Below are 26,024 nucleotides of genomic sequence, written 5' to 3' on the forward strand. Positions count from 1 at the left end.
ATCGCTCAAACATAAAGTTTTAGTAAACTATTAGTAAGTAGATATGTATAAAAAATAAAGGTAGTAGTAAACATAATAGTAATATTGCGCATCTTAATACTAAGAAAAAGAAAAGCTCCCTATCGATTTTTCTTATAATCGGGGGAGCAAGACCTGATTTATGCAGAAGTCTAATTAACGATTTTGTTGTGTTGCAACTGGTTTTGGTTCGGGAATTGTAATATCAATTGATGTAACTTCTGATGCTAGTGCTGTTAATGGCGGTTGAATTGCACTGGCGTTACCCACAACCAAAGTGACTAAGTTTTCGGGTTTGAGGTGAGTTTGAGCGACACGTTGAATATCTTCAGCAGTAGTTGCTTCAACAGCTTGACGATAGCGGAAGAGAAAATCTGCGGGATAGCCGTAGTATTCATAACGTAAAAGTCGCGTTAGAGTTTGTGCCGGATCTTCAAAGTTGAAAACGAAAGAATTAAGAACTGAATCTTTCGCTAAAGCAAGTTCTTCTGGTGTTACCAATTCTGTTTTGAGGCGTTCAATTTCTGTTTGCATTGCTTGAATAAAAGACACTGTGGCATCAGATCGAGTTTGTCCGCCAGCAATAAATAAACCAGGGTAGTCATAACGCGGACTCCACGCACCGTACACCGAGTAAGCTAAACCTTGACGCGATCGCACATTATTAAATAACCGCCCGCCAAAGCCATTTAATACCCCATTTAAAACATCTAGTGCAGCATAATCAGGACTATTAAATTGACCGCCTAAGTGACCGATTTGCAAGTAACTTTGTGTTAGTTGCGGCTGATCTACCAAGAAAATACCACCAAGCTTTGCTTGACACACTGTTGGTAACTGCGGTAGTTGCATTCCAGGATTGGGTTGCCACTCAGCAAAATACTTTTGAATCAGCGATCGCATTTGTTGCGAGTCAAAATCACCCACAATTCCCAAAATCATATTATTGGGGTAAAAATACTCGCGATAAAAATTAACGACATCTTCCCGCGCAACATTATCTACAGTTTGATACTCTGGAATTCGCGCATAAGGACTGTCATCACCGTAAATCAACTTCTGAAATTCCCGCTGAGCAATGCTACCTGGTTCATCATTCCGTCGTGCAATACTACCGCGTAACTGCGTTTTTGCTAAATCTAATTTATCCTGCGCAAACACTGGCTGACGGATCACCTCAGCAAACAGCCCAAAAACTGTTTCGAGATCTTCACTTAAGGCATCAAAACTTGCCGAACCCGAAGCGGTACTAATCGATGTTTCCACCGTAGCCGCCCGTTGTTCTAATAACTCATTAAGTTCATCACCTGAATGCTGTTTTGTTCCTCCGGTTCGCATCACGGTTCCCGTCAAACCAGCTAAACCAGTTTTCTGGGCACTTTCCCAGCGTTGCCCAGTGCGAAACAACGCCGTACCACTCACCAAGGGCAACTCGCGATCTTCTAACAGATACACAATCATGCCATTATCCGTAACAAAGCGCGTATACTCTGGTAACTGAACCTCTGGCAATGGCGCAAACTGCAACTCAGTAAAATGTACAGCACCCGCAACTGCAGGCAAGCGCAACATTACTACCAACAGCAGCGCTACCAACCACAACCCAATCCAGTTAACACCCCGCTGATTTCGACTTGTACCAACCCACTGCATCAACATTCCCAAATTCCTTATTATTTAATCTCTGCGTTACGCCACTTTCCTCAACGGGAAACTCGGGGACTGGGGGTTCACCCCCGTATGGAAGTGGTTCCTCTGTGCCAAGTTCGGTTTGTTCTCTCAAGCCTGCGGCACCAACCGCCCCACTGTACGATTTTGTGCTGTAAAACTCGCCTGCGCCACGCGCTGAACATCAGCAGCCGTCACTGCCTGAATCGCCTCCAACTCCTTAAACAAATTACGCCAAGAGCCAGTTTTTACTTCATATTCCAATAACAACTGCGCCATCCCCATATTTGATTGCAGCGATCGCAATAATCCAGCCCTTGCTTGCGTTTTCACACGATCTAACTCAACAGCAGAGACAGGTTCCGTCTTTAAACGTTCAATCTCTTTTCTTAACGCTGCACCGACTTCGTTTGCGGTATGACCAGGAGCCGTCAAAGCATAAAATAACATGACATTTTGGTGCTTATCACCTGGAAATCCACTAAAACCTTGAGCAGAAAGAGCAAGTTGCTGTCGTTCAACTAAAGATCTATACAACCGCGACGTGCGACCATCACTGAGTAATCTACCAATGATGTCATAAGTAACATGATCCGGATCGTTAATGGCAGGACGATGATAACCTTCTAAATACCACGGCTGCGATCGCAAACGCAATTCAAATTCCCGCTGTCGCTTTTGCGGCGGTTCAGATACTTGCACTGGAGGGGCGGCAGGTTTTGCTTTGTAGCGACCAAAGTAAGTTTGTGCTAACTGTTGTACGCGATCGGCTTCAACATCACCAATCACGGCAATTGTTAAATTACTTGGTACGTAGTGCGTATCAAAAAAATCTTGTAAGTCTTGCCGCGTTAAGTTGCGGATGTCTTCTTCGTAACCAATTACTGGACGACGATAAGGATGCTTTGTAAATGCAGTATCAAGAAACTTCTCCACCATTTGACCGATAGGAGAATTATCAACTCTTAATCGCCGTTCTTCCAGAATGACATCTTTTTCTTGATAAAACTCACGGAACACAGGTTCTAGAAATCGCTCCGACTCTAACGACATCCACAGTTCTAATTTATTACTCGGAAAACTGTAGAAATAGCGCGTTGCATCTGCTGAGGTATTGGCATTTAAACCAACACCACCGGCTTGTTCAACTATTTGCCCTAGTTCGTTTTGCTTGACAAAACTTTGCGCTTGGGCTTGCACTTTTTCAAATTCTGCTTGCAAACGGGCGACTTCAGCTTTGTTTCCCCTGGCTTGTGCCGTGCGAATTTGGGCATCGAGTTCATCTAAGCGATCTAAGAGTGGTTTTTCTGCTTCGTAATCTGTTGTGCCGATGCGCTGTGTTCCCTTAAATGCTAAATGCTCTAAATAGTGAGCAATTCCTGTTTTGCCATCGGGTTCATCTGCACCACCGACATCAGCATAGGTGAGAAACGAAACAACAGGCGCTCGATGGCGTTCTAAAACAATAAATTTTATGCCATTTTCTAGACGAAACTCACTTAGTTGATCGATGACGCGATCCAAATAAGGCTGGATCGATGTCTCCGGTGTGGGTGTTTGCGTACGGGCGATCGCATTTGCTGGCAACGACGCCCAAGAAAACAAAATAATTATTAAGAAAGTGAAGATCTGCCATCTTACATGATGAGGTAAGAACAATTGGCAGCAACGTTTCAAACTCATAAGTCACAATAAAAGTACTTTTCCAGGATAGATCCCTTAACGATCTATTACACTTTCAGCGGGGAATCTGCTTGATAGTAGAAAATATCGCTACAAGTGGCACTGCAATCATACAGGCATTAAGTCTATGCAAGTTTTTCATCGTCCTTCTCAATCTGAAGAATCTTCCCGCGATCGCATTTTAAAAGCAGCACAGCGGTTATTTGCTCGTCAAGGCTATGATGGCACAACAACGCGCGACTTAGCCGTTGCCGCAGGTGTCGCGGAAGGAACCCTATTCCGTCATTTTACGAATAAAAAAGCGATTTTGATTGAAATTGCTACGCAAGGTTGGGTGGAAATTCTCACCGATCTTCTCACCGAATTAAGCGAAATGGGTAGTTACAAAGCAGTAGCACAAGTGATGCAGCGTCGGATGTGGAATTTTCACAAAAATGCGGATATGATGCGGGTTTGCTTTATGGAAGCGCAGTTTCATCCTGATTTACGCGATCGCATTCAAGCTGAAGTAATTAATAAAATGACTGATGTTGCTGAGGCATTCTTCCAAACTGCAATGGATCGGGGAATTTACCGTAAAACGAATCCGAAAATTGTCGCCCAAGTATTTTTAGGAATGTTTGCGATCGCTGGTTTTAGTCACAATACACTCATGGAACCAGATGCTTCTCCCAAAGATATGCAAGAAATGGCGGAAGGACTCGCGGATATTTTTCTTAATGGTGTGTTAGAGAGGGGCGAGTAGAGTTTTGAATTTTGAGTTTTGAGTTAACTCGTTGATAATTTGTCATTCGTGACTCAGCGCAGGAATAAAACGAATGTATGGTATTTGGTTTTGCTTTGGTTTATGAATATTCAGGATATTGATGGGTCGCTTGCGGATGTTTTGGGCGATCGCCGTCGGCGATTGGCTGAAATTTTTGCTGCACCAGTCGTATTATGGTCAGGGCGTCGTAGTCCGCGTAATTTTGCGGCGAATACGTTTCCGTTTCGTGCTAGTAGTCATTTTCTCTACTTTGCTGGACTACCTTTAGAAAATGCGGCAATTTGTTTAGAAGCTGGGCAGTTAACTTTATTTATTGACGATCCATCTCCTAGTTATGCGTTGTGGCATGGAGAAACACTTTCAAAAGAAGATATTGCGCAAAGTATTGGGGCTGAGGCTGTTTTTCCAATGGCAGAATTATCAGCACACTTAGCTGGAGTTGCGACAATTCCTGTGCAAGATGCGGCGACTTGGACAGAACAAACGCAGTTACTTGATCGCTGGGTATTGCCAGAAAGACCGCTGGAAGGAATTGATTTAGAGTTAGCAAAAGCAATTGTTTCTCTTCGTCTTGTTCACGATGCTAGTGCATTAGCTGAGTTACGCAAAGCTGCGGCGGTGACGGTAGAGGTGCATACAGCCGGAATGGCAGCGACTCGGAGTGCTAAAACCGAAGCTGATATTCGGGCGGCAATGGAAAGTGTCATGATTGCAGAGAATATGAGTTGTGCTTATGCAAGTATTGTCACGATTCATGGGGAAGTGTTGCATAGCGACCGCTATCACAACACAGTTAAACCTGGAGACTTAATACTTGCTGATGTTGGTGCGGAGACTGCTACAGGTTGGGCATCTGATGTGACGCGGACTTGGGCAGTGGCAGGCAAATTCTCATCTACCCAAAGAGATATTTACGATATTGTTTTAGCAGCCCACGATGCTTGTATTGCCAAAGTCCATCCAGGTGTTGAGTATCGCGATCTTCACTTTCTAGCAGCAACGACGATTGCTGAAGGGTTAGTGAATTTGGGCATTTTGCAGGGTAATGCAGAAGATTTGGTAGAAAAAGATGTTCATGCATTATTTTTCCCGCATGGTGTCGGTCATTTACTCGGTTTGGATGTTCATGATATGGAAGATTTGGGAGATTTGGCAGGATACGAACCAGGAAGAACAAGAAGCGATCGCTTTGGTTTAGGGTATCTGCGTTTGGATCGTCCTTTACACCCTGGAATGCTGGTAACAATTGAACCTGGCTTTTATCAAGTTCCCGCAATTTTAAATAACTCCGAAGTCCGCACTGCATATCAAGATGCAGTTAATTGGGAACGCTTGGCGCAGTTTGCAGATGTACGCGGAATTCGGATTGAAGATGATGTATTGGTTATGGACACAGGAAGCGAGGTATTAACCGCAGATTTGCCCACTAAAGCCGAAGATATTGAACAATTAAGTAGGTTGACATAATTAAACATCACATTTTTTGAAGTTGGGTAATGGGTAATAGGTAATTGCTAATCGGTAATGGGTAATGGGTAATTCTTAATAAGTATTTTTCCAATTACCAGTTACCAATGACCAATTACCAGCCTTGATTAAGTTTAATAAGAAATCTCTTGGCGATCGCGGAAAAACTTGCCACTAAGATCGGGTGATGCTTCGGTTGCTAACCAAATTGCGGTATCTGCACCTTGTTCAGGCGATCGCGGTGCATTTTCACCACCCATATCAGTTTTTACCCAACCAGGGCACATCGCATAAAATGCAATTCCTTGCGATTGTAATGCTTCTGCAAGCATAATTGTTGCCCCATTGAGTGCAAGTTTGGATAAGCAATAGCTAGGGACATCTGCGGATAAACCACCAAGTTCACCGTAGCCACTCGAAACATTAATCACGCGGGCTAACTTTGCTTTTTGCAAGAGTGGTAAAAAAGCTTGCGTTACGTGAATTGGTCCAAACGTATTAGTACTCATTGCCTGTTGCAGTATACTACGCGAGACATTGAGAATATTCACACCTTGATCGGGATACACACCTGCATTATTAACAAGAACATCCAAACCATCTTGACTTAATTGCTCTGCTGCACGGTGAATACTATTATCATCAGTGACATCAAGTTCCACAGCACGCACAGAGGCATTTGCTGGTAACTTTTGAATTGCTGCTTTAGCTTTATCAAGAGAACGTGCTGCGATAATCACCTCAAATCCTGCTTGCAGTAATCCTTGACAAATTGCAAATCCAATGCCTTTATTACCTCCAGTAACAAGTGCCCGTTTTCCTTGAATTTGTGAATTCATAGCGATGGTAATCTAATGCCTCTTAGTACATCAATGCATTTTGCTGTTTTTTGTTTGCATAAACTTCATACTCAAGGAGTAAGTTTTCATTGTATGTACAATTGCACAATTGTATATTGATACCAGCTTTGAATTTTACTAAAGTTTTATTATATCTCCTGTATAAATTAGCTCTTGCCCTCCAACTTTAAAAAGTTGGAGGATTGATTGTTTTTAATATTGGTGGTAACAAGTATCGATTAATTACTTTTATTGACTACACATACCAAAAAGTGTTTATTCGCTATATTCTTACTCACTCTGAGTATGATAAAGATGATTGGAAAAAAGATAACTGGTATAGGTAGAGTGTTAGAGCCTGTTTGTAAATGATGATGAAATAAGCAAAGAAGACTTCGCTTTCTTTACATTTCTTTAGAGGCTGCCTCTTATGTCATTGATATTGTTAAATCAAGATTAAGTAAGTTGATGAAAGTGCGTTAAAAGTTTTGAATTGAAGAATATTTTTTAACTCAACACTCTTAATGAGTAACTCTCTATTACCCATTACCTATACCAACATATGAACCAAAATCTCAACAAGATTCCCCGCAATGTTTGGATCTTAGGTTTTGGTAGTTTGCTCACAGATATTAGTTCGGAAATGATTCATTCGCTGTTACCTTTATTTTTAGTTTCGGTATTAGGGGCGAGTGTATTTACTGTTGGCATTATTGAAGGAATCGCCGAAGCAACAGCGTCGATTTTGAAAGTTTTTTCAGGTACTTTAAGTGATTATCTCGGACACCGCAAGCAATTAGTTATACTTGGCTATGGATTGTCAACCGTTGTGAAGCCACTGTTTGCTTTAACGACAAGCCCAACTGGAGTATTAATAGCACGATTTGGCGATCGCTTTGGTAAAGGTATTCGCGTTGCGCCTCGCAATGCTTTAGTTGCTGATTCGACAAAACCAGAAAACCGTGGGGCTGCTTATGGATTACGTCAATCGCTTGATACAATTGGTGCGTTTGTAGGACCAATCATCGCCTTTGCTTTGATGGCAGCTTCTGGACAAAACTTCCGCCTTGTCTTTTGGTTAGCACTGATTCCAGGTATTCTTGCGGTAATTGTGTTAGCGGCAGGTTTGCGGGAAACTAGAGTTAATACTAATAGTCAAAATCGGATTTCTTGGGGTTGGCATTTTAATAGTTTAAGTCGTGAATATTGGATACTTGTTGTCGTAGCATTAGTGTTCAATTTAGGTAACTCTAGCAACGCTTTTTTACTGTTACGCGCATCGCAAAAGGGAATTGCTGCACCACTCGTACCATTGACAGTAGTTGTGATGAATGTTGCTTATTCGCTGAGTGCGTATCCAGTAGGGCGACTTTCGGATCGGCTAGGCAGGTTTAAACTATTAGTTAGTGGATTTGTGTTGTATGCCTTGGTGTACCTTGGTTTTGCGTTTGCACAAGCGCCTTGGCACATCTGGGGATTGTTTGCGTTGTATGGTTTATATTTGGGCATGACTCAGGGTGTATTGTTGGCGCTGATATCGGATAAAGTACCATCGCAGCTACGTGGAACAGCGTTTGGATTTCTGAATTTGGTTGTGGGATTAGCGTTATTACCTGCAAATTTGTTAGCAGGTTGGCTATGGCAATTTGGCGGTTCGGGAGTAACTTTTATCGCGGGTAGCTTGTTTGCAATTTTGGCAACGGTGTTGTTGGTGGTGTACAGGAGTAGATATTAATAGATATTGGTTTATTGAACTTTTACATAAATTTCCGCTTTGCCCAATCAAATCAGAGGCAGAGCGACAAGTCGTTCGAGAAGTAACAGAATCTATCGTATCTGAAATACTTAGTGAAAAATGTAGCTTTACGGTAGAGTATATTGAAAAATTATATCATCTCCGGTTAAATAACCAGAATATCGGTATCGTTACGCTGTTATTAGTGGTTAGTTACTAGTCACTAGTCAGTTTACTCACCATTTTTGTTATCACTAATCAACCGGATTTGATATTAGCTGATTTCTTTCACATTTCTCCCGCTGTCTTCTTTCCTCAATCATCAACAATAGCACCACATTCTAGCAAGTAACGTTTCATCTCGGTAGAAAGTCCTTTGACATTGTGCATTTGAGTATTCTCTACTTGCACGTCATTGAGTTCCACACGAGTTAAGTCTGCGTTGCTGAAGTCTGCATGACTCAAATCTGCACCACTCAAATCAGCTTGTTGTAACAAAGCCCCATTGAGATTAGCACTACGCAGGTTAGCATTTTGCAAATATGCACTGCATAGGTTGGCGTGACTTAGAATTGCCCCACTGAGGTTAGCACGAGGCATTAAACAGCGTAAATGAGCATTTTGCAAATCTGCATCTTGCAAGTTAGCATCGCGGAGATTGGCATTACTGAGATTAGCACTTACTAAACAAGCATTTTGTAAACTAGCACGACTTAAGTCAGCAAGTTTGAGATCGGCATCATTCAAAATTGCGTGTGCTAAATTAGCAGAATTGAGATTAGCATAACTCAGATTGCAACTACTCAACTTAGCACCTTGTAAATTTGCCGTTTTGAGATTTGTATTGCTAAGATTAGCACCACTTAGGTTTGCTCCTGCAAAGTCCTCAACTGGGTTCAAACCAAGCATTTTTGTAACTTTTGTAAAGTCATCAGCGGTAGAGGAAGTTAATATTTCTAGTGCTAAAGTTAACTGTTGCTGATGGTACTCACTTGCTTTTGTGGCATCATCTAGGGCTAAGTAAGCATTTCTCAAATTTAACAGTGCATTAACTTGACCTTTACGATCGCCTATACGCTGCGCTATTGTTAAATGTTTTTCAAAACAAGCGATCGCTTCTGGTAGATTTCCCAAAGCTTGATATGCTGCACCCAAGTTTCCTAATGCTGCACCTTCGCGTTGCCAGTCTCGATCTGTGTGATATAAATTGGATGCTTGTTGCCAAGATTGTAATGCTTCCTCAAACTCGTTTGTTTGGTAGTGGATGATTCCTTGTTTGAGTAATTGATTGGCAGCATTAGTCATAGGTTAGGAGTTTGTTGTTAATATTCGCAGTTAGCCATTGCTACTTGACGTGTTGCGGCAATGAAGGCTTGAAAAATCCGATGTTGTAAAGGATCGATACTACTTGAAAGTTCAGGATGCCATTGCAATGCGATCGCCCAAGGGTGATATTTATGTTCGAGGGCTTCAATCACCCCATCCGCCGCCCATCCGGTAACACGCCATTCTGAAGATACATTGCGCACAGCTTGATGATGCCAAGAAACAACATCAACTGTGGTTATACCAATGATTTCTTGGGCGAGACGACTATCGGGAATAAGATCTACTGAATGTTGAATTGATAATAATTCTTCAGCACGATGCGTCACAACTTTACCATATTCATCAGGAAGATGCGGAATCAATGTTCCTCCGGTTGCCACTGCAAGCAATTCTAAGCCGCGACAAATACCGAGTATAGGAATATCAGAGGTTAAAGCAGCTTGCGCCAAAGCAATTTCAGCGCGATCGCGTTCAGAATCAACGTTATAAATTGTCGGATGCATGATACCGTTATAAATTGCGGGATCAATATCTCCGCCACCGGAGAAGATCAAACCATCAATTCTTTGCAAGATAATATCACTTGCTGCGGGTTCACTTGGGGGAATCAATACTGCTACGCCACCAGCGGCTTTAACGGCTGCTGCATACGAACTAGGTAAGCAATAATTACTTGTTTGAGCGTGACCAGAGGTGGTAATTCCAATAATCGGAGGCTGTATCATTTCCCAAGTTTAACAGTTAACATACTGCTCAACTTCCCAAGTTGTCACTTGTGCGTTGTAACTATTCCACTCTTGATATTTGAAATCAAGGAAGGTTTTGGCAGCTTGTTCTCCTAAAGTTTGCATCAGTAAGGAATCTTTTTCTAAGCATTGCAGTGCTTCAAGTAAGCTTGTTGGCAGAGTTTGCAAGTCTGAAAATTCTAAACCCCGCACAAACATATTTTCATCCAAGCGTTTCCCTATTGCAAGATGTTTTGCCATGCCTTCCATTCCTGCTGCTAAGATGCCTGCTAAAGCAAGATAAAGATTTGCTGCACCGTCAACAAGACGACACTCAAAGCGCCCACCTTCAGGAATGCGGATCATGTGCGTGCGGTTGTTTCCACCATAGGAGATATAGCGAGGACTCCAGGTACTACCTGATGTCGTTGTTGTCGCACCAATACGGCGATATGAGTTAATTGTTGGGCTACATAGTGCCGCTAATCCTCGACCGTGTGATAGAACACCAGCGAGAAATTCATATGCTATGCCTGATAGTCCCATTTCTTCAGTAGCGTCGGCAAAGATATTTTGACCATCATTCCACAAACTCATATGAATATGTGCCCCGTTTCCAGTTAATTGGCTGAAGGGTTTGGGCATGAATGTGGCAGTTAAACCACGTTGTTCTGCTAATGTTTTGACCATGTACTTAAAAAAGACATGGCGATCGCACGTCGTCAATGCATCAGTATACGTCCAATTAATTTCAAATTGACCATTGGCATCTTCATGATCGCATTGATACGGTTCCCAGCCTAACTCCTCCATATATCCCACGAGTGTGGAGATTAATTCAAATTGTCGCATCAAGTTCAACTGATCGTAGCAAGGGCGTGCGGCAGTATCTTGAGTATCCGCGATTTGATAACCTTGTTCGCTCTTTTTGAGTAAGAAAAATTCAGCTTCAACTCCGGTTTTGTAGCTGTAACCCAAATTTTCGCACTGTTGCAATACTTGTTTAAAAATGACTCGCGGCGATGCAGCAAATGGTTCGCCATCTAAATATACATCACTCGCTAACCAACCAACATTTGGTTGCCACGGTAGTACAATCAACGAACTTGGATCGGGTACAGCAGCAATATCATGGGCATCAGGTCCTAAACCTAGATTACTGGCAAACGGCGCAAAGCAAGCTCCATCATTTTCTACTGCCGTAATTTTCGCAGCGGGAACGAGCTTAGCACGAGTTCCTCCCAACAAGTCAGTATAAGATACAAGAAAAAAATCGAGGTGCAGTTCTTTGGCTAACTCGGCTAGGGCTTTTCCTCGGGTCAAGGTTGTCGTCACTGCCGTTACTCCCAATTGCTCTGTCTCCGAGTAAACCAAACTTGTTATAACAGATTTGTAGCTGTTGATACTGTCTCAGTTTAAGGTCTTAGTGGCTAGAAGCAGAGGTGCAGGATAAATTTTACTTTTGGTGAAATGATTTAGCGATCGCATTCCAGTGATTCAAACAACAAGCTATTCTCACCCAATTACCAATTACCAATTACCCATTACCAATTAGTGACTTTGCCAATGCATCTTTGCAGTAATTAACTAAGAAAGGAGTGCGATCGCCGTTCTTTGTCCACAATATTGGAAAAAAACTCTCATCCATTGTTGTATCACTTACACGCTGATAACGCCCATAAATATATCCTGCACCTGTAGGACGAAACTTCGCTTCTGATGACAGTGTATGCACTCCCAAACTGCGACGCACTTTATCAATTCTGGTATTTTTCCCCGAACCATGCCACACGTTACCATGATGAAAAACGCAGCCTCCCGCAGGAATTTCTACCTGCACAATTTCAGGATCGCTAATATTCATTTCCGCTGCAGTTTGTAACATTTGAGCGCGATACCCTTGAGTAGGTGCATGAAATTCTGCCACACTATCTAGCAAGCGCCACTTGTGCGATCCTCTGACATACTCGATTGTGCCAGCATCAGCGCTAGTGTCATCTAAGGCAATCCAACACGTCATCATCTCCGGCGGATCGATATATTTAATGTACGTCGCATCTTGATGCAAAGCGACCTCTTTACCACCAGAAGGTTTCCACCATAAGCTGTCTTGTCCAATTCTCGCACCTGTCCATCCTGCCAAAGTTGCACTCAACCGCCCAATTTCTGCAGATAAAACTACACTTGCAATTGTCAGGTCACTTTTCCAAACATTACACATTTCTCTAGTAACATCAGGCAAGCTCAAGCCAGGACGCCAATACCATTCATCAGGATAAATTCCTGTTTCAAACTCCCCAGAAAATAATGGTTCAATTCTTTCAATTAAACGCGCTACTAAATCAGCATTAATTAAGCGAGGAATAACTAAAAAACCATCATGATTAAATTTATCTATTTCTTTTGTAGTTAATTTTATCATATTGCTCGGCATAAAATATTATTTTGAATACTGCTGGTATAACTTGTTATAATAACAATATATAATAGGCAAATTGTAGTTTTTAATACAGTTGTATACTTTGATATATTGAAGTTTATTAATAAATGATATTACTTAAATTTTTCATAGTAATCATCTGACCATAACTATTAATCAATGAATTTAAAAACAGTCAAGCCTGGCTATCTAACTATTGCTGCAAGCAACTTTGATGCTCGTCCAATGACTTATCTAGAAGGAGAAACACGTTTAGGCTATGAGCCAGATGTTGCACGGGCAGTATGTGCAAAACTTGGGCTTGAACCGGTGTGGTTTAATGTACCGTGGATCAATTTTTATCCAACCTTAGCAGCAAAACAGTGTGATGTTGTTTGGTTCAATCAAGCGATTACCGAAGAACGCCGCACCCGTGCCCATTTTTCCCAACCATATGGTTTCTTTGATGAAGCCGTGCTAGTTCAGGCAAAAAGTGAAATCTACTCTGCTACTGACTTAGCAGGTTTACGTGTAGGAGGATTAGCAACAAGTACCAATTTGCAACTAGCTGAAACTTTTGGTGATGTCGAAATTGTACCTTTTCCTGGTAGCGATCGCGTTTTACCAGAGATGCTAGAAGCATTACGCAATAGTGAAATTGATGCACTTGTGGATGATGAATTAGTCTTAATTGCAGCTGCAAAGATAGATCCACACTTGCGCGTTGCGTTTAGCGTACCGACACGAATTCCATTTGGGATAGCAATGCATCAAGATAATTTAGACTTGTTGCGATCTCTCGATGATACTCTGACAGCATTAATTCAAGAAGGTAAGCTAGCAGAAATTTGGCAGCGCTGGATTCCTGAAAAAGAATTTCCCCTACAATTTTGAGTAGATACTAATGTATTAACGGTGATAGTGATGAATCGTATTGCAAATCAACTGAGCCTCCAAGAGTTTCTGGATTTGTCAGATTGCGATCGCTATGAATTGGTGGAAGGACAGCTTAAACTCAAAATATCACCAAAATACAAACATTCGACTCTGCAACTACGGCTATTAATGGCGTTAACTCAATGGTGCGAGCAACAAAAATACGGTCGAGTTCGTCCCGAATGGGGTGTAGTTTTACAACGACAGCAAAAAGATTGGGTTCCGGTTCCTGAGCTACTTTACGTGTCTTACCAACGGCTACCACAAGCGTGGAATGAAGATGAACCTTGTCCGGTTGTACCAGAATTAGTTATTGAAATCGTTTCTCCTGGTCAAACTTTTGGGGAAATGACTGAGAAAGCAACAGATTATCTAATTGCAGGCGTAGATCAAGTTTGGGTAGTAGATACTAAAGCGCAATCAGTGACAGTTTTCGAGCGCGATTCTTTACCGCAGATAATTCGGGGTAATGGCTCAATCAGCGTACTACCAGGTTTTGTCTTAAATGTTGCTGATTTGTTTGAAGCGTTAGTTTGAAGTGAGTTAGAGACCTTTTTGACAGAAGATTACTATAGGTAAGAAAAGTAAAAGCTGTTTAGTTAGAGGAATTAGACAAGCTAATGGAATATATCTAAGCGCTCTAATAATTCAAATGTAGCGAATGTTCGAGAGGTGTTGGTGCTGAGTTTTAGGCTACTCGCTGCTGCTGATTTGAGCGGTTGGGCAGCTTTAATCCTTGATTAGGGCAACCGTCACGTCTTATTAGGTCAGCCAGCTTGACTAAATTTCAATACTAATTTAATGCTAACAGGAGTTACGCAGTTGGATGAAGGAAAAAGCGGGGTGTAGCCAAATAAGTCCGAACCGCGTCTCGCACAATGCTAAGTTTTGCTTCGTACCAACTGATACCTGTAGCAAACCAGTAGAGTTCTAAGCATAAGAATGCCCGAATTGCCAATCCAACATGATTGCGTTGCGCCCGTGAAGAACGTACTTGAGCGCGTTCTACCCCACAACACTGCTTCAACCCACGATGGTACTCTATTCCACAAGACTTCTGGTGACGGTTCCATTCGATGCAACAACCGAGTCATCGCGTCATGAGCCGCAGCATTGTCCGACTCCGGTTGCACTCGTTCGGCTTCCACGCAGCTATATGCCTTCTGCGTTGCAATCAAAAAGTTAATGTAATCGTACTCGTTGACTTTCGGTGGATTCATTCTTTGGTTCTACCGCACTTACCCATTTTTCTCAACTGCGTAACTCCTGGCTAAGAAAGATAAGATTAAAGAATCGAGAAGCACAAAAAGCGTTTGTTTTTAAGTAATGATTATTTCTCACCTAAGTTTGAAGAACTGGAGAAACTTTCGAGCAGTGGATGTTGATCTAAGAGATCGCGTTTTTCTTGTTGGTCCTAATGCCTCTGGTAAATCAAATTTTCTAGACGCTTTAAGGTTTTTGCGAGATCTTGCCAAGAATGGAGGTGGATTACAGAAAGCTGTAAGAGACCGAGGAAGTTTATCCAAAATCAGATGTCTATATGCGAGGCGATATCCCGACGTTGAGATAGAAATACATTTAGCAGAAAACGAATTACAAGCACCTACTTGGAAATATAGTATTGGAATTAAGCAAAGGAAGGGAGGTCAGAATGAACCTATTCTTTCGTATGAGAGAGTTTGGAAAGATGGAAAACAATTAATAAATCGTCCAGATCTTGAAGATGAAACAGATAGTTTACGTTTAACCCAAACTTATTTGGAGCAGATTAATGCAAATGCAGCATTTAGAGAAATTCCCAAGTTTCTCGAATCCATCCTATACCTTCATTTAGTACCTCAACTATTACGATATCCTGAAGCCTTTAGTGGACCAGGTATTCAGGGCGATCCTTTTGGTAGAAACTTTTTGGAACGAGTTATTAAGACCTCAGAAAAGACTCGTCGCTCCCGCCTAAAAAAAATTGAGGATGCCTTGAAAATTGCAGTTCCTCAGTTAAAGCAATTAACTGATGTTAAAGATGAAATGGGCATTCCTCATTTAGAAGCGGTCTATGAACACTGGCGACCTGGAGCAGGTAAACAGCGAGAAGATCAGTTTTCAGATGGAACACTACGTCTAATTGGTTTACTGTGGTCGCTTCTTGAAAGTGACTCTCTTCTGCTACTTGAAGAGCCAGAATTGTCTTTAAACGCTGGAATTACTGCTAAGTTACCTTCTTTAATCTATCGTTTACAGAAAGCGAAAAAGCGGCAAGTTATGCTGAGTACCCATAGTGCGGACTTGCTATCAGATGAAGGTATTGGAGGTGAAGAAGTTTTACTAATGACGCCGACTGCTGAAGGTACGAAAGTTGAAGTAGCTTCTTCGATTCAAGAAATTAACAGCCTTCTTGAGGGAGGGCTTACTGTTGCTGATGCAGCTTTACCTCGCGCAACTCCTGCACAGGTTGATCAATTGAGCTTACTTAAATGACTGATATTCCGATTAATCTGGCAGTTGAGGATGATTTGAGTGAGGCGGTGTTGAAGGAAATACTTAAACAGTCTCAACGACCATTTTCTATTGGAACTTGCCTAAAACACCGAGGCTATGGTTATCTCAAAAAAATTCTTCCAGGAATAAATCATGCTGCGAAAGGTTCACCTTATTTAGTATTGACAGACTTAGACAAAAACGAGTGTCCACTAGCTTTGATTGCAGAATGGTTATCTCATCCAAAACATCCAAATTTGATTTTTCGAGTTGCAGTTACAGAAGTAGAGGCTTGGCTTTTGGCACATCGTGAAGCATTTGCACAATTTCTTGGCATTTCAGTAGACTTAATTCCTGATGATGTAGATTCAATCCCTGAGCCAAAGCAATTGCTGATTGAGTTAACAAAAAAATCAAAAAAACGTTATTTGCGTGACGCAATTGTACCTGCTAAGAATAGCACTGCAAAAATTGGTAAGGATTACAATGGTCAACTTATTCAATTTATCAATCAAAACTGGCGATCTGAAATGGCAAAAACTCACTCTCGAAGTCTAGAGAGAGCAGTAAATGCAATAGTTCATTTTGAACCTACGTGGAAAACCTGACTGACCAATTATCCATTACCTACTATCATCTTGATACACACACTTAAACTAAATTCAGTGAAAGTATCTCTAGATACAGCCTTGTTATAACAAGATTGCTTTACTACAAAAAAGCGTATCAGGAGTCATGGCAGTGACTGGCACACTCACCCGTGTTGAAGCACTAACCGATTTGGAAGCTTATGTTGATGCTGAAGGTCGTGCGGAACTGGTAAAGCAAGTACGGGCAAAGATTAATGAATTAGGAATTCAGTATATATATTATCAGTTTGTTTCCGTTACAGGTCGCATTGTTGGTAAAGGTGTCCCTGCGGAACATTGGGAAGCGATCGCCCAAAATGGTTTTCAGTTAGTTTACGGTGCAACTGCTAATTTATCTCTCGATCGCCACCGCAATTATATCGGTTATGGTCCCGAAGCTTCAGAACTTGTGGCAATTCCCGATCCAGAAACGTTTTGTCAATTACCGTGGGATAAGCGTGTTGCAAGGGTTTTTTGCACGTGTTTTCGTAACCGCGAAGAACCAAACGATCCTGGTGCATATTTAACATCAGATTGTCGCGGGAATTTACGCCGAATTCACGCCGAGTTTCAACAAGAACACAATGGATTACATCTGCGTCATGGTTGCGAACCGGAAATGATGTGGTTGAAAAAAGGTACTAATGGAAAACCAGATGGTGGAGTTACGAAACCAAATTGCTACCACATTGATCAGTTTGAAGAATTGCGTCCTGTGTTCTTGAAGGTGATAGAATACAGTCAGGCGATGGGATTGGATATGATTCAGGGCGATCATGAAGATGCACCAGGGCAATTAGAACTCAATTTTATGTTTGATGATGCTTTGAGAACGTGCGATCGCTTGACTACATATCGTCAAATCTGCGCTCAAGTAGCAAGAGAACATAATCTCATTGCTTGCTTTATGACGAAACCTTTTATGGGCGTTTCTGCTTCGGGTTGCCATCACAATTTATCATTATGGCGTGGTGGAGAAGCAATTGTTAAAGACTTTAGTAATGAGACGCTACCAGGAATGGCGGGAACTTTTCAATATGACAAAGGTGGGGAAAATACCTTTCTACCCTCACAATCATCGAAGTTACCTGGTGCGATCGGTTTAAACTGCATTGGTGGTGTCATAGAACATCTGGGGGCTTTGACTGCGATCGGTTGTTCTACTGTGAACTCTTACCGTCGGTTGTGGGATACTGGCTTGTGGGCACCTGTGTATGCAGATTGGGGTTATCAAAATCGCACGTGTGGGTTGCGAGTTTCTGCACCAGGGCGATTTGAATATCGCGCTGTAGATTCAATGGTGAATCCGTATTTAATGGCAGCTGGGTTGCTGAAAGCTTTTGATGATGGTATTAAACGCAACCTCGATCCAGGAGAACCTGAACATCGTAATTTGTATGAGGCAATGGAAGCTGGTAAGCAAGTCAAGAAGTTACCAATGTCTTTAGGTGAAGCTTTAGATCGTTTAGCGACGGATGAGGTGATTAAATCTGCATTACCTGGAGAGATGTATCAAGTTTACACTTGGTACAAACGCGATGAGTGGGAGCGATTCTTGTCTACAGTCAGTAACTGGGATATAGAAAATTATCTCGATTGTTTGCCTTAGTAACAGAAATTAGCCTGAATATTCTTCAAGTTTTACATACACTTCTGTTGGATGCGATCGCGCATATGAAATATCCCATTGCCGAAACCCTAAACTCTGATAAAGCTTTGCAGCTACATCATTCTCTTTTCGATAACTAGTCGCAATGATTTCAACATCAGGACACAGCTTAAGGCGGCGAATGACCTCAATCATAGTAGCTCGTCCATAGCCTTGACGCTGATACTTGCTATCAATCATCAACCGCATGATGAATCCTACACCTGCATCAATTTCATACATTGCAAAGCCAATCATCGGCAGTTCGGGTTGTTCGTACCCACATACAGCAGCATCGTAAACAGCTAAGGGGAAAAGATTAGGATTAACATAAGCTTCAGCTAGAGACTGCATGGTAGTAGCAACCAGACTTTTCTGTGATTCCGATACTTGAAGATTTAAACATTCTCGGAAATTTTCTGGTGTAACTTTGCGTAAGTGAACTTTTGTCACAAGCTTGTTTACTCAAAATTGAACTTTTTAATAGTGACACTTAGTTGGAAAGGCGATCGCCTCGCTACGTAGGTGTATCCAGCCGCCTATCAGCTTTTGTTAAAATAAACTGCTCCAAGTCATGATATTGCCCTTTCCAAAAGCCATGTTGCATCCATTTACCCTGATGGAAACCTAATTTTTGCAATAATTTTTTAGAAGCTATATTTTCTAACATAACCTCTGCAATAACATACTGTATTCCTATGGTTTCAAATCCATATTGCAGAATGGCACTTAAAGCTTCACTCATAATGCCCTGTTGCCAAAATTGACTGGCAAGTTCGTAACCAACCTCAGCAGCATTTGCTTGTTTATCCCATGTGAAGCCGCACGAACCAATCAAACAATTGTCTTGTTGGCGAGCAATACCCCAACGTATACCACGCCCACTTTCAAATCCTTTTGCTCTGCGTTCAATAACCTCAATTGCTTCATCAATATGGGTGAATGTATCAAGGTTATGAAATTGAGTGACTTGAGGATCGGAAAATACAGTAAAGATAGCCTCAGCATCTGCTTGAGTTGCTGGGCGAAGTATCAGCCGTTCTGTTTTCAGATAGGGGAAAGCAAGCATTAATAACAATCGGTGACAGCATTTATTAAACTTTAGAGTATGTAAGGCAATATCAGAGGGAGAATCAGGTGAAACCTCTTTATTTACCCTTTGCAAATGGGCAATGGCAAATGGCAATGGGGCTAAAGCCTTTACAATTGCAACACTGGATTGAGATTGATGAAGATTTTGCTGACGAATTGAATTACAAAGACAAACTACTCAAAGATCGCTATTCAGAAGTTTTTGGTAGTTTGCCAGAAAGTGAAGCAGCACAGCAAGAAGTCTTGCAATTACTGTTAGAGCATTTGTTGCAGTACTTTCCAGATTATTATCAACAGCAAGATAACTGTATATTCAATAAGATTACTAAACAAGTTTGGCATCTGAATGATTTTGCGGCAAATCCGCTTGATTTAGCAGGACGTTTAGTGCAAGAAGATTTATGTTTAATGCAACTTAAACATGAATACGTACTGACTGCAGGTTCGGTGTGTTTTCCAGCGCGGTGGCGCTTGTCGGAAAAGTTGGGGCGTCCTTTGGTGCAAATTCACGATCCGGTTCCAGGTTACGCCCAGAAGCTAGAACAATCTGTGAATAAGTATTTTCACCGCTTAAAACCGGAATGTCCTGGGTATCGTCTAAATTGGGGTATTGTTGATTCTCCAGAATTGTGTCTGACTCAACGCCACAGTACTGAAGCCTTTGGTGCAGATATTACTGCTGATAATGCTGGGGAGAAACTTTGGTTAAGAGTTGAGCGTCAAACTCTGCGATGCTTACCTGTAACCGATGGTATTTTGTTTACAATTCGTACTTACGTGTATTCTTTGCAGAAACTCGCAAGCGATCCGGCGATCGCATCTCAACTAGCAACAGTCGTTCAGCAAATTCCCCCCGAAGTGCAGATCTACAAAAATATTTTTCCTATTCAGACAGCACTTTTAGCCTATTTGCAGCGAGTTAGAGCTTGATCAGCCCTCAGTATGATGAGGATTTCATCAAATGCAATATTAACTAAGTGATATCGCTATCTGGATAAAGAGGTAATAAATATTACTCAAAGGCTTTAACTATAGTAGTTAGCTATTAGCTTTTATTGAGCCAAGTTTTTTATTACTTATTGTCTAATTTCATATAGGATGCGATCGCGTTTTTTGTACTTAATCAGGGTGAGCTTATGTTGAAGTATGCTTTTGCTGTATCTGGATTCACGATCTTAATAATTGGGAGTAGTGGGGCGGTACAGGCTGAAACTGTTAATTTTGCAGTCCAATCTTCTGATGCTAATGCGGCTGCAACTCCCTACCTTACTGAACTTCAAGTAACTGCTCAGCTCTTTGAACCTTTGAGTGATGATACAAATGGTCGTTCTCGGTTCTCCATAGGCGTCAGTGGTAACATTGGTATTACAGGAGATACCGCAATGGGGGAAAGTAGTGTCTCAATTAATAGCAGAATTGGCTTGACAGATTCGCTTTCGGTGCGCCCTTCTGTAGGTCTGACATCCGATCCTAGTATTACTGTTCCTTTAACGGTTGATTTTCCTACAGGAGCAGACACTGATATTGGAGACAGTATAACTCCTTATATTGGCGGTGGTGTTGTAATTACTACAGGCGATGATGGACAGGTTGCTCCTATGGCAACGGTGGGTTTAGACGTACCAATTGCGGATGCCGTAGGCGCAAGTATCAGCGTTGATGCTGGCTTTTTAGATACAACACAAGTGGGAGCCTCTGTAGGACTCAGCTACTCTTTTTGAGGATCTATTTGGATTGAGGCGATCGCCTATGATGCATGAGGAAAAGTAGGTTAATGAAGTAAATCCGATTAATTTTTTGATTGTTTGTCAAAACATATGCCTGTGCGTCAAATATCATAGTGATTGAAGCTGGCTGAAATGATTTAAAAGGGTTGGATTAACCCGAATCTTTCCGCACAAGTGGAATGGCTCAATAACAAAAAAGATGAATAGTTTGATATCAGAAGTCACTACTGAGTTAATACATCAGAGCAGATCTCAAGGGACCACTCTAGAGGCATTTATTCCTCACGGTCACTGCTATCTATGGCAACCAGAATTAGTAGGGCTACATATTGTTTCTGATTCACTGATTGCAGTTGCTTACTACTCAATTCCTCTGACGCTATTCTATTTTGTTCGGCAGCGGAAAGATTTACCTTTCAATTGGATCTTTTTGCTGTTTGGAACCTTTATTGTAGCCTGTGGTACAACCCATTTAATGGGGATTTGGACGCTATGGCATCCTAATTACTGGCTATCAGGAACAATCAAACTTATCACAGCAGTTGTTTCAGTTTATACGGCTGTACTGCTTGTGCCACTAGTACCACAGGCTTTAGCGTTACCGAGTCCGGCACAGCTTGAAGCTGCTAACCAAGAATTACGAAATCAAATTGCTGAACGCGAACGAGCAGAGGAACGGATTCGTACTTTGAACATGGAACTCGAACAACGAGTGATAGAGCGCACTACTGAACTTGAAACTGCGAATAAATTGAAAGATGAATTGCTCGTGCGCGAACAAGAAGCCCGTGCTAGTGCGGAAGTTGCGAATCGAGCAAAGGATGAGTTTCTCTCTATACTTTCTCATGAATTGCGTACCCCACTCAATGCAATGTTGGGATGGTCGCAACTTCTCCGCAGCCAAAAGCTAGACGAAGCGACACGTTCTCGTGGACTGGAAGCCATTGAGCGTAGTGCTAGAGGTCAAGCAAACTTAATTGAGGATCTACTCGATATTTCACGGATTATTACTGGTAAACTGCGCTTGCACGTTCGTCCAATTGAGCTTGTTCCGGTGATTGAGGCAGCAATTGATACGGTGCGTCCTGCGGCTGATGCAAAGCAAGTGCGGATTCAAAGTGTGCTCGATCCATTAGCAGGTCCAGTTTCAGGAGATTCGGATCGCTTACAGCAGGTAGTGTGGAATTTACTATCGAATGCCATTAAGTTTACGCCAAAAGGTGGGCGAGTTCAAGTGCGGCTAGAACGGGTAAATTCGCACGTTGAAATTGTTGTGAGTGATACAGGAGTGGGTATTAACTCTGACTTTTTACCGTATATTTTTGAACGCTTTAAGCAAGCTGATAGTACACAAACGCGATCGCATGGTGGTTTAGGTTTGGGATTAGCAATTGTACGTCATTTAGTAGAATTACATGGCGGAAATGTGCAAGCACAAAGCCCAGGAGAAGGACAGGGGTCAACTTTTGTCGTTCAGTTGCCACTTACAGTGGTATTAAATACTAATGAATCAGAACGAATCCATCCTACTGTGGGCGGCGAAGTTTTGTTTGATTACGCCCCAACGTTGAGTGGTTTATCAATTCTAGTCGTTGACGATGAGATAGATGCCCGTGAGTTACTTTCCACAGTACTCCAGGAGTGTGGTGCTGTGGTGAGTGCAGTAGCGTCGGTTGCAGATGCGATCGCTGCAATTGAACAATTCCAACCAGATATCTTGGTAAGCGATATTGGGATGCCAGGGGAAGATGGTTATAGTCTGATTCGCCGCATTAGAGCAATGGAAGCACAAAGTGGTGGCAGAATTCCAGCTGTTGCTTTGACAGCTTACGCCAGAGTAGAAGATCGCACCCGCGCCCTAGCAGCAGGATTTCAAATGCATATTGCCAAACCTGTGAATCCAACTGAGTTAGTTGCTGTGATTGCAAACCTCGCAGGATGGAAAGGAGTTATGAGTTTTGAGTTTTGAGTTGAAAATCACCAATTACCAATTACCAATTACCAACTTTTAGACAAACTTAGTTGATGAAAACGCCATAAGAAAACTCCAGCGGCGATCGCCACACCAATCGATTGTCCTAACCATAATCCCGTACCACCCAAACCAAAGTGAAATCCAAGTAAGTAACCACTAGTTAACCCAATTCCCCAGAAGGTGCAGAAGCTGATTAACATTGGTACGCGAGTATCTTTGAGTCCATAGAGTGCGCCGGATGTGGTTTTTTGTACGCTGTCTAAGATTTGGGCGATCGCCGCAATTGTCAGCATAGGCATGACTGCGGTTAATATTGTGGCATTTTCTGGCGCACGGACATCGATATATAACCCAATGACTTGCTGAGGAAATACAAGCAGGGCGATCGCCATCATTGTCATAAATACGACTCCACTACTTATTCCTACATAACCCGCCTGGCGTGCCGCAGCATAGTTTTGCTGCCCATTCCACTGCCCGACGCGAACTGTTGTTGCAAAGGACATTCCCAGGGGTACCATGAAGATGACAATGATGGTTTGCAAAACGATTTGATGTGCAGCGAGTACCTCGGTTCCTAATGCTCCCATTAGGTAAGTAACAATAGTAAATAGTCCAGTTTCTAATGCCGCAGATACCCCGATTGGCGCGCTAATTAATACCAACTCCCAAAAGATTTGCAACTTCAACAAATGTAAATTCTCAAACAATTGGTAAGTTTTTAGCTGCCTGTGTCTAAGTATGTAGGCAACGAGCGACAAAAACATTCCCCAAAGCGACACAATACTTGCCCAAGCAAGCCCCTGTAGCCCTAGTGCCGGAAACCCCAATCTACCAAACCCTAAGACGTAGTTACCTACAATATTAAACAGCGTACCAACGACAACAATGATCATGATTGGACGTGCGTGAGAAAGCCCAGAGACAACACTGCGTAACGTTGCAAACGCTAAAGCGGGAAATAAACCCCAAAGCATAATATCTAAATACGTCTTTGCTTGCGCCACAGTCGTTTCTTGTTGTCCAAACTGGCGCATGAGCGTATCGATATTTCCGAGCAAGAACATTACGAGAATGGCAAGTATCAGTGATAGCCATAACCCTTGCCGCGCAACTTGTTGAACTCGAGCTTTGTTGCCTGCGCCGTAAGCTTCCGCCACTAAAGGGCTAACTCCGCTCATCACCCAGCTGGTAATGTTGAGTAGCGCTGTGAAGGTGATTGCCGCGAGTCCTCCCGCAGCTAAAGTTTCTGACCCTAATCTACCCATAATGACAGTATCTACAAAGCCTGTTGTAGATTGGGCAACTTGAGCGCTTGCCAAGGGAATTGCAAGTCGCAGAAACTCCCTAAATTCAGTACGAAGCGATTGGCTTGGAGTTAAACACATCGTGCATATTGCATGAAACTGGAAACGGCTAATATTAGCTCTAGTTCACTTTAGCATTGCTGATTGTTGACAATCTACATTTTTGTTTATAAAATATTGCTTAATCCTGCTGTACATCTCCCCATGAAGAGGCGATCGCAACTCACAATCGTTCATCGTAGTCTTGAAGTACAAGCTGCGGATGCGATTCGTGAACAAATTCTTAGTGGTATTCTTCCGCCAGGTTCGCGGCTATTAGAAATTGAATTGTCAGAACGATTCAACTTAAGTCGCGGTACAATTCGATCCGCATTACAACAGTTAACGTATGAAGGTTTAGTCGAACAATTTCCGTATCGCGGTTGTGCAGTTTCAGGACTAAGTTCGCGGGATGCTTGGGAACTTTACACGCTACGCAATGCATTAGAAGGTTTAGCCGCAAAACTGATAGCAGAGTCAATCACACCTGCTAAAACTAAGATTTTGAATACTAAGCTACAACAATTAATCAAAGCGGCACAATTAGGCAAGTGGCAAGAATTAGCAGAGACAGATTTTGCATTGCATAAAACTATCATTGAACTTTCAGAACACCAACGCTTGCAGCAACAATACAAAGTTGTTGAACAGCAAATTAGGTTGTATATCGTATCTTGCAATGCGATTCATCCAGATTTAGATGAAATTAGATTACAGCACGAAAGTCTAGTTGATGCGATTTGTTCAGGTAATGCTGAAGTTGCAGAACAAATTGCGAAAGAACATAACGGTGATGGTCAAGCATTAATAGCACACTTAAAAACATTAGAACAGAAAAATGATTAATTTTAATGATTATCAAGCTTTAACGTTTGATTGCTACGGAACTTTAATTGATTGGGAAAGTGGTATTTTAGGAGCAATGAAGCCTATTTTATCTGCTCATGGTGTTGAAGTAGATGATCGTGAAATCATTAGATATTATTCTGAGTTTGAGCCAGTAATTCAGCAGAATGGTTATATTAAATACCGAGAAGTTCTCAAGAAAGTTGGGCAAAAGTTTGGCGATCGCTTTAGTTTTATACCGACTTCAACCGAAATCAACTCGCTTCCTGAATCTTTACAAAATTGGCAACCTTTTCCTGATACAATAGAAGCACTTCATTTACTCAAGCAAAAATACAAGCTAGTCATTGTTTCTAACGTAGATAACGATTTATTCGCTGCTACTGCAAAGCATTTAAAAGTTGAATTTGATGAAATTATTACAGCAGAACAAGCACAAAGTTATAAACCATCTTTAAATAATTTCAAGCTGACATTTTCTAGAATTGGGGTACCAAAAGAGCAAATATTACACGTTGCCGCAAGTCTGTATCATGATATCGTTCCAGCGCGATCGTTAGGATTAACAACAGTCTGGGTAAATCGGAATGCAGAAGATAGCACTCATTTACCTGAAAGTAGTCAACCGCATTTAGAAGTACCAGATTTGCGATCGCTTGTTTTGTTAATGAAGAGTTGATTGTTAATTGTTGATGGAGGTG

Annotated in this window: 23 protein-coding genes and 2 pseudogenes; 14 read left to right on the forward strand and 11 right to left on the reverse strand. The window is 41.9% G+C overall.

Features of this window, described 5'->3' with window-relative positions; genetic code table 11:
- Window positions 1–174 precede the first annotated feature (174 nt).
- Entirely contained in the window at window positions 175–1,677 is a 1,503-nt protein-coding gene (locus tag CSQ79_RS12940) for a M16 family metallopeptidase (protein ID WP_099701586.1), read from the reverse strand.
- A 120-nt stretch (window positions 1,678–1,797) separates the two neighbouring features.
- Window positions 1,798–3,369, reverse strand: coding sequence for a M16 family metallopeptidase (locus CSQ79_RS12945; protein ID WP_099701587.1), 1,572 nt, complete (start codon window positions 3,367–3,369; stop codon window positions 1,798–1,800).
- Between the two features lie 127 nt (window positions 3,370–3,496).
- Between CSQ79_RS12945 and CSQ79_RS12950 the strand changes: the two genes are divergently transcribed.
- The gene (locus tag CSQ79_RS12950; RefSeq protein WP_099701588.1) at window positions 3,497–4,114 is read left to right on the forward strand and encodes a TetR/AcrR family transcriptional regulator; all 618 of its coding nucleotides are present in this window, start codon (window positions 3,497–3,499) and stop codon (window positions 4,112–4,114) included.
- 102 nt (window positions 4,115–4,216) lie between these two features.
- A complete protein-coding gene (locus CSQ79_RS12955; RefSeq protein ID WP_099701736.1) occupies window positions 4,217–5,602 on the forward strand; it encodes an aminopeptidase P family protein in 1,386 nt (461 codons plus the stop codon).
- A gap of 134 nt (window positions 5,603–5,736) precedes the next feature.
- Here the strand turns inward: CSQ79_RS12955 and CSQ79_RS12960 are convergent, their stop codons facing one another.
- Window positions 5,737–6,441: an SDR family NAD(P)-dependent oxidoreductase gene (locus CSQ79_RS12960; protein WP_099701589.1), complete on the reverse strand. Its 705-nt coding sequence runs from the start codon at window positions 6,439–6,441 to the stop codon at window positions 5,737–5,739.
- Between the two features lie 194 nt (window positions 6,442–6,635).
- Here CSQ79_RS12960 and CSQ79_RS12965 point away from each other — a divergent pair.
- Window positions 6,636–6,788 (forward strand): annotated as a pseudogene (locus CSQ79_RS12965) (type II toxin-antitoxin system HigB family toxin); the annotation flags it as partial.
- A gap of 215 nt (window positions 6,789–7,003) precedes the next feature.
- Window positions 7,004–8,176 carry an MFS transporter gene (locus CSQ79_RS12970; protein WP_099701591.1) on the forward strand — a complete coding sequence of 391 codons (1,173 nt, stop codon included), beginning with the start codon at window positions 7,004–7,006 and terminating at the stop codon, window positions 8,174–8,176.
- A 315-nt stretch (window positions 8,177–8,491) separates the two neighbouring features.
- Here CSQ79_RS12970 and CSQ79_RS12975 read toward each other — a convergent pair whose 3' ends face one another.
- From CSQ79_RS12975 to CSQ79_RS12990, 4 genes are all read right to left on the reverse strand, one after another.
- The gene (locus CSQ79_RS12975) at window positions 8,492–9,481 is read right to left on the reverse strand and encodes a pentapeptide repeat-containing protein (RefSeq protein WP_099701592.1); all 990 of its coding nucleotides are present in this window, start codon (window positions 9,479–9,481) and stop codon (window positions 8,492–8,494) included.
- A 17-nt stretch (window positions 9,482–9,498) separates the two neighbouring features.
- Window positions 9,499–10,230: a gamma-glutamyl-gamma-aminobutyrate hydrolase family protein gene (locus CSQ79_RS12980; RefSeq protein ID WP_099701593.1), complete on the reverse strand. Its 732-nt coding sequence runs from the start codon at window positions 10,228–10,230 to the stop codon at window positions 9,499–9,501.
- A 9-nt stretch (window positions 10,231–10,239) separates the two neighbouring features.
- Window positions 10,240–11,565: a type III glutamate--ammonia ligase gene (glnT, locus tag CSQ79_RS12985; protein WP_099701737.1), complete on the reverse strand. Its 1,326-nt coding sequence runs from the start codon at window positions 11,563–11,565 to the stop codon at window positions 10,240–10,242.
- A 202-nt stretch (window positions 11,566–11,767) separates the two neighbouring features.
- Entirely contained in the window at window positions 11,768–12,652 is an 885-nt protein-coding gene (locus CSQ79_RS12990) for a phytanoyl-CoA dioxygenase family protein (RefSeq protein ID WP_289501095.1), read from the reverse strand.
- Between the two features lie 177 nt (window positions 12,653–12,829).
- Here CSQ79_RS12990 and CSQ79_RS12995 point away from each other — a divergent pair, with 177 nt between their 5' ends.
- Window positions 12,830–13,543, forward strand: coding sequence for a substrate-binding periplasmic protein (locus CSQ79_RS12995; protein ID WP_099701595.1), 714 nt, complete (start codon window positions 12,830–12,832; stop codon window positions 13,541–13,543).
- 30 nt (window positions 13,544–13,573) lie between these two features.
- Window positions 13,574–14,122, forward strand: a complete 549-nt coding sequence (locus tag CSQ79_RS13000; RefSeq protein WP_099701596.1) for a Uma2 family endonuclease — start codon at window positions 13,574–13,576, stop codon at window positions 14,120–14,122.
- 277 nt (window positions 14,123–14,399) lie between these two features.
- Here CSQ79_RS13000 and CSQ79_RS27745 read toward each other — a convergent pair.
- A pseudogene (locus tag CSQ79_RS27745) lies at window positions 14,400–14,633 on the reverse strand (IS701 family transposase); the annotation flags it as partial.
- A 278-nt stretch (window positions 14,634–14,911) separates the two neighbouring features.
- Here CSQ79_RS27745 and CSQ79_RS13010 point away from each other — a divergent pair.
- The 3 genes from CSQ79_RS13010 (at window position 14,912) to CSQ79_RS13020 (ending at window position 18,298) form a co-directional block, all read left to right on the forward strand.
- Window positions 14,912–16,060 (forward strand): AAA family ATPase, encoded by a 1,149-nt coding sequence (locus CSQ79_RS13010; RefSeq protein WP_099701597.1) that lies wholly within the window; start codon window positions 14,912–14,914, stop codon window positions 16,058–16,060.
- Complete coding sequence (locus CSQ79_RS13015) at window positions 16,057–16,668, forward strand: hypothetical protein (protein ID WP_099701598.1); 612 nt, start codon at window positions 16,057–16,059, stop codon at window positions 16,666–16,668. Before CSQ79_RS13010 ends, CSQ79_RS13015 begins: the two co-directional genes overlap by 4 nt.
- Window positions 16,669–16,795: 127 nt before the next feature.
- Complete coding sequence (locus CSQ79_RS13020; RefSeq protein ID WP_099701599.1) at window positions 16,796–18,298, forward strand: glutamine synthetase family protein; 1,503 nt, start codon at window positions 16,796–16,798, stop codon at window positions 18,296–18,298.
- 9 nt (window positions 18,299–18,307) lie between these two features.
- Here CSQ79_RS13020 and CSQ79_RS13025 read toward each other — a convergent pair whose 3' ends face one another.
- Window positions 18,308–18,790 (reverse strand): GNAT family N-acetyltransferase, encoded by a 483-nt coding sequence (locus CSQ79_RS13025; protein ID WP_099701600.1) that lies wholly within the window; start codon window positions 18,788–18,790, stop codon window positions 18,308–18,310.
- A gap of 64 nt (window positions 18,791–18,854) precedes the next feature.
- Complete coding sequence (locus CSQ79_RS13030; protein WP_099701601.1) at window positions 18,855–19,406, reverse strand: GNAT family N-acetyltransferase; 552 nt, start codon at window positions 19,404–19,406, stop codon at window positions 18,855–18,857.
- Between the two features lie 68 nt (window positions 19,407–19,474).
- On the opposite strand from CSQ79_RS13030, the gene CSQ79_RS13035 reads away from it, so the two are divergent.
- The 3 genes from CSQ79_RS13035 to CSQ79_RS13045 all read left to right on the forward strand — a co-directional run bounded on the left by CSQ79_RS13035 (window position 19,475) and on the right by CSQ79_RS13045 (window position 23,125).
- Entirely contained in the window at window positions 19,475–20,359 is an 885-nt protein-coding gene (locus CSQ79_RS13035; RefSeq protein WP_099701602.1) for a heme-dependent oxidative N-demethylase family protein, read from the forward strand.
- Between the two features lie 206 nt (window positions 20,360–20,565).
- Complete coding sequence (locus tag CSQ79_RS13040) at window positions 20,566–21,150, forward strand: hypothetical protein (RefSeq protein WP_099701603.1); 585 nt, start codon at window positions 20,566–20,568, stop codon at window positions 21,148–21,150.
- Window positions 21,151–21,355: 205 nt separating this feature from the next.
- Window positions 21,356–23,125, forward strand: a complete 1,770-nt coding sequence (locus CSQ79_RS13045) for a hybrid sensor histidine kinase/response regulator (protein ID WP_099701604.1) — start codon at window positions 21,356–21,358, stop codon at window positions 23,123–23,125.
- A gap of 29 nt (window positions 23,126–23,154) precedes the next feature.
- Here CSQ79_RS13045 and CSQ79_RS13050 read toward each other — a convergent pair whose 3' ends face one another.
- A complete protein-coding gene (locus CSQ79_RS13050) occupies window positions 23,155–24,519 on the reverse strand; it encodes an MATE family efflux transporter (RefSeq protein ID WP_099701605.1) in 1,365 nt (454 codons plus the stop codon).
- 66 nt (window positions 24,520–24,585) lie between these two features.
- Here CSQ79_RS13050 and CSQ79_RS13055 point away from each other — a divergent pair, with 66 nt between their 5' ends.
- Window positions 24,586–25,323 (forward strand): GntR family transcriptional regulator, encoded by a 738-nt coding sequence (locus CSQ79_RS13055; protein WP_289501097.1) that lies wholly within the window; start codon window positions 24,586–24,588, stop codon window positions 25,321–25,323.
- Window positions 25,316–26,002 (forward strand): haloacid dehalogenase type II, encoded by a 687-nt coding sequence (locus tag CSQ79_RS13060; protein WP_099701607.1) that lies wholly within the window; start codon window positions 25,316–25,318, stop codon window positions 26,000–26,002. Before CSQ79_RS13055 ends, CSQ79_RS13060 begins: the two co-directional genes overlap by 8 nt.
- Window positions 26,003–26,024: the final 22 nt, after the last annotated feature.

The sequence above is a fragment of the Gloeocapsopsis sp. IPPAS B-1203 genome (genome assembly GCF_002749975.1).
In the GTDB taxonomy this organism is placed as follows: domain Bacteria; phylum Cyanobacteriota; class Cyanobacteriia; order Cyanobacteriales; family Chroococcidiopsidaceae; genus Gloeocapsopsis.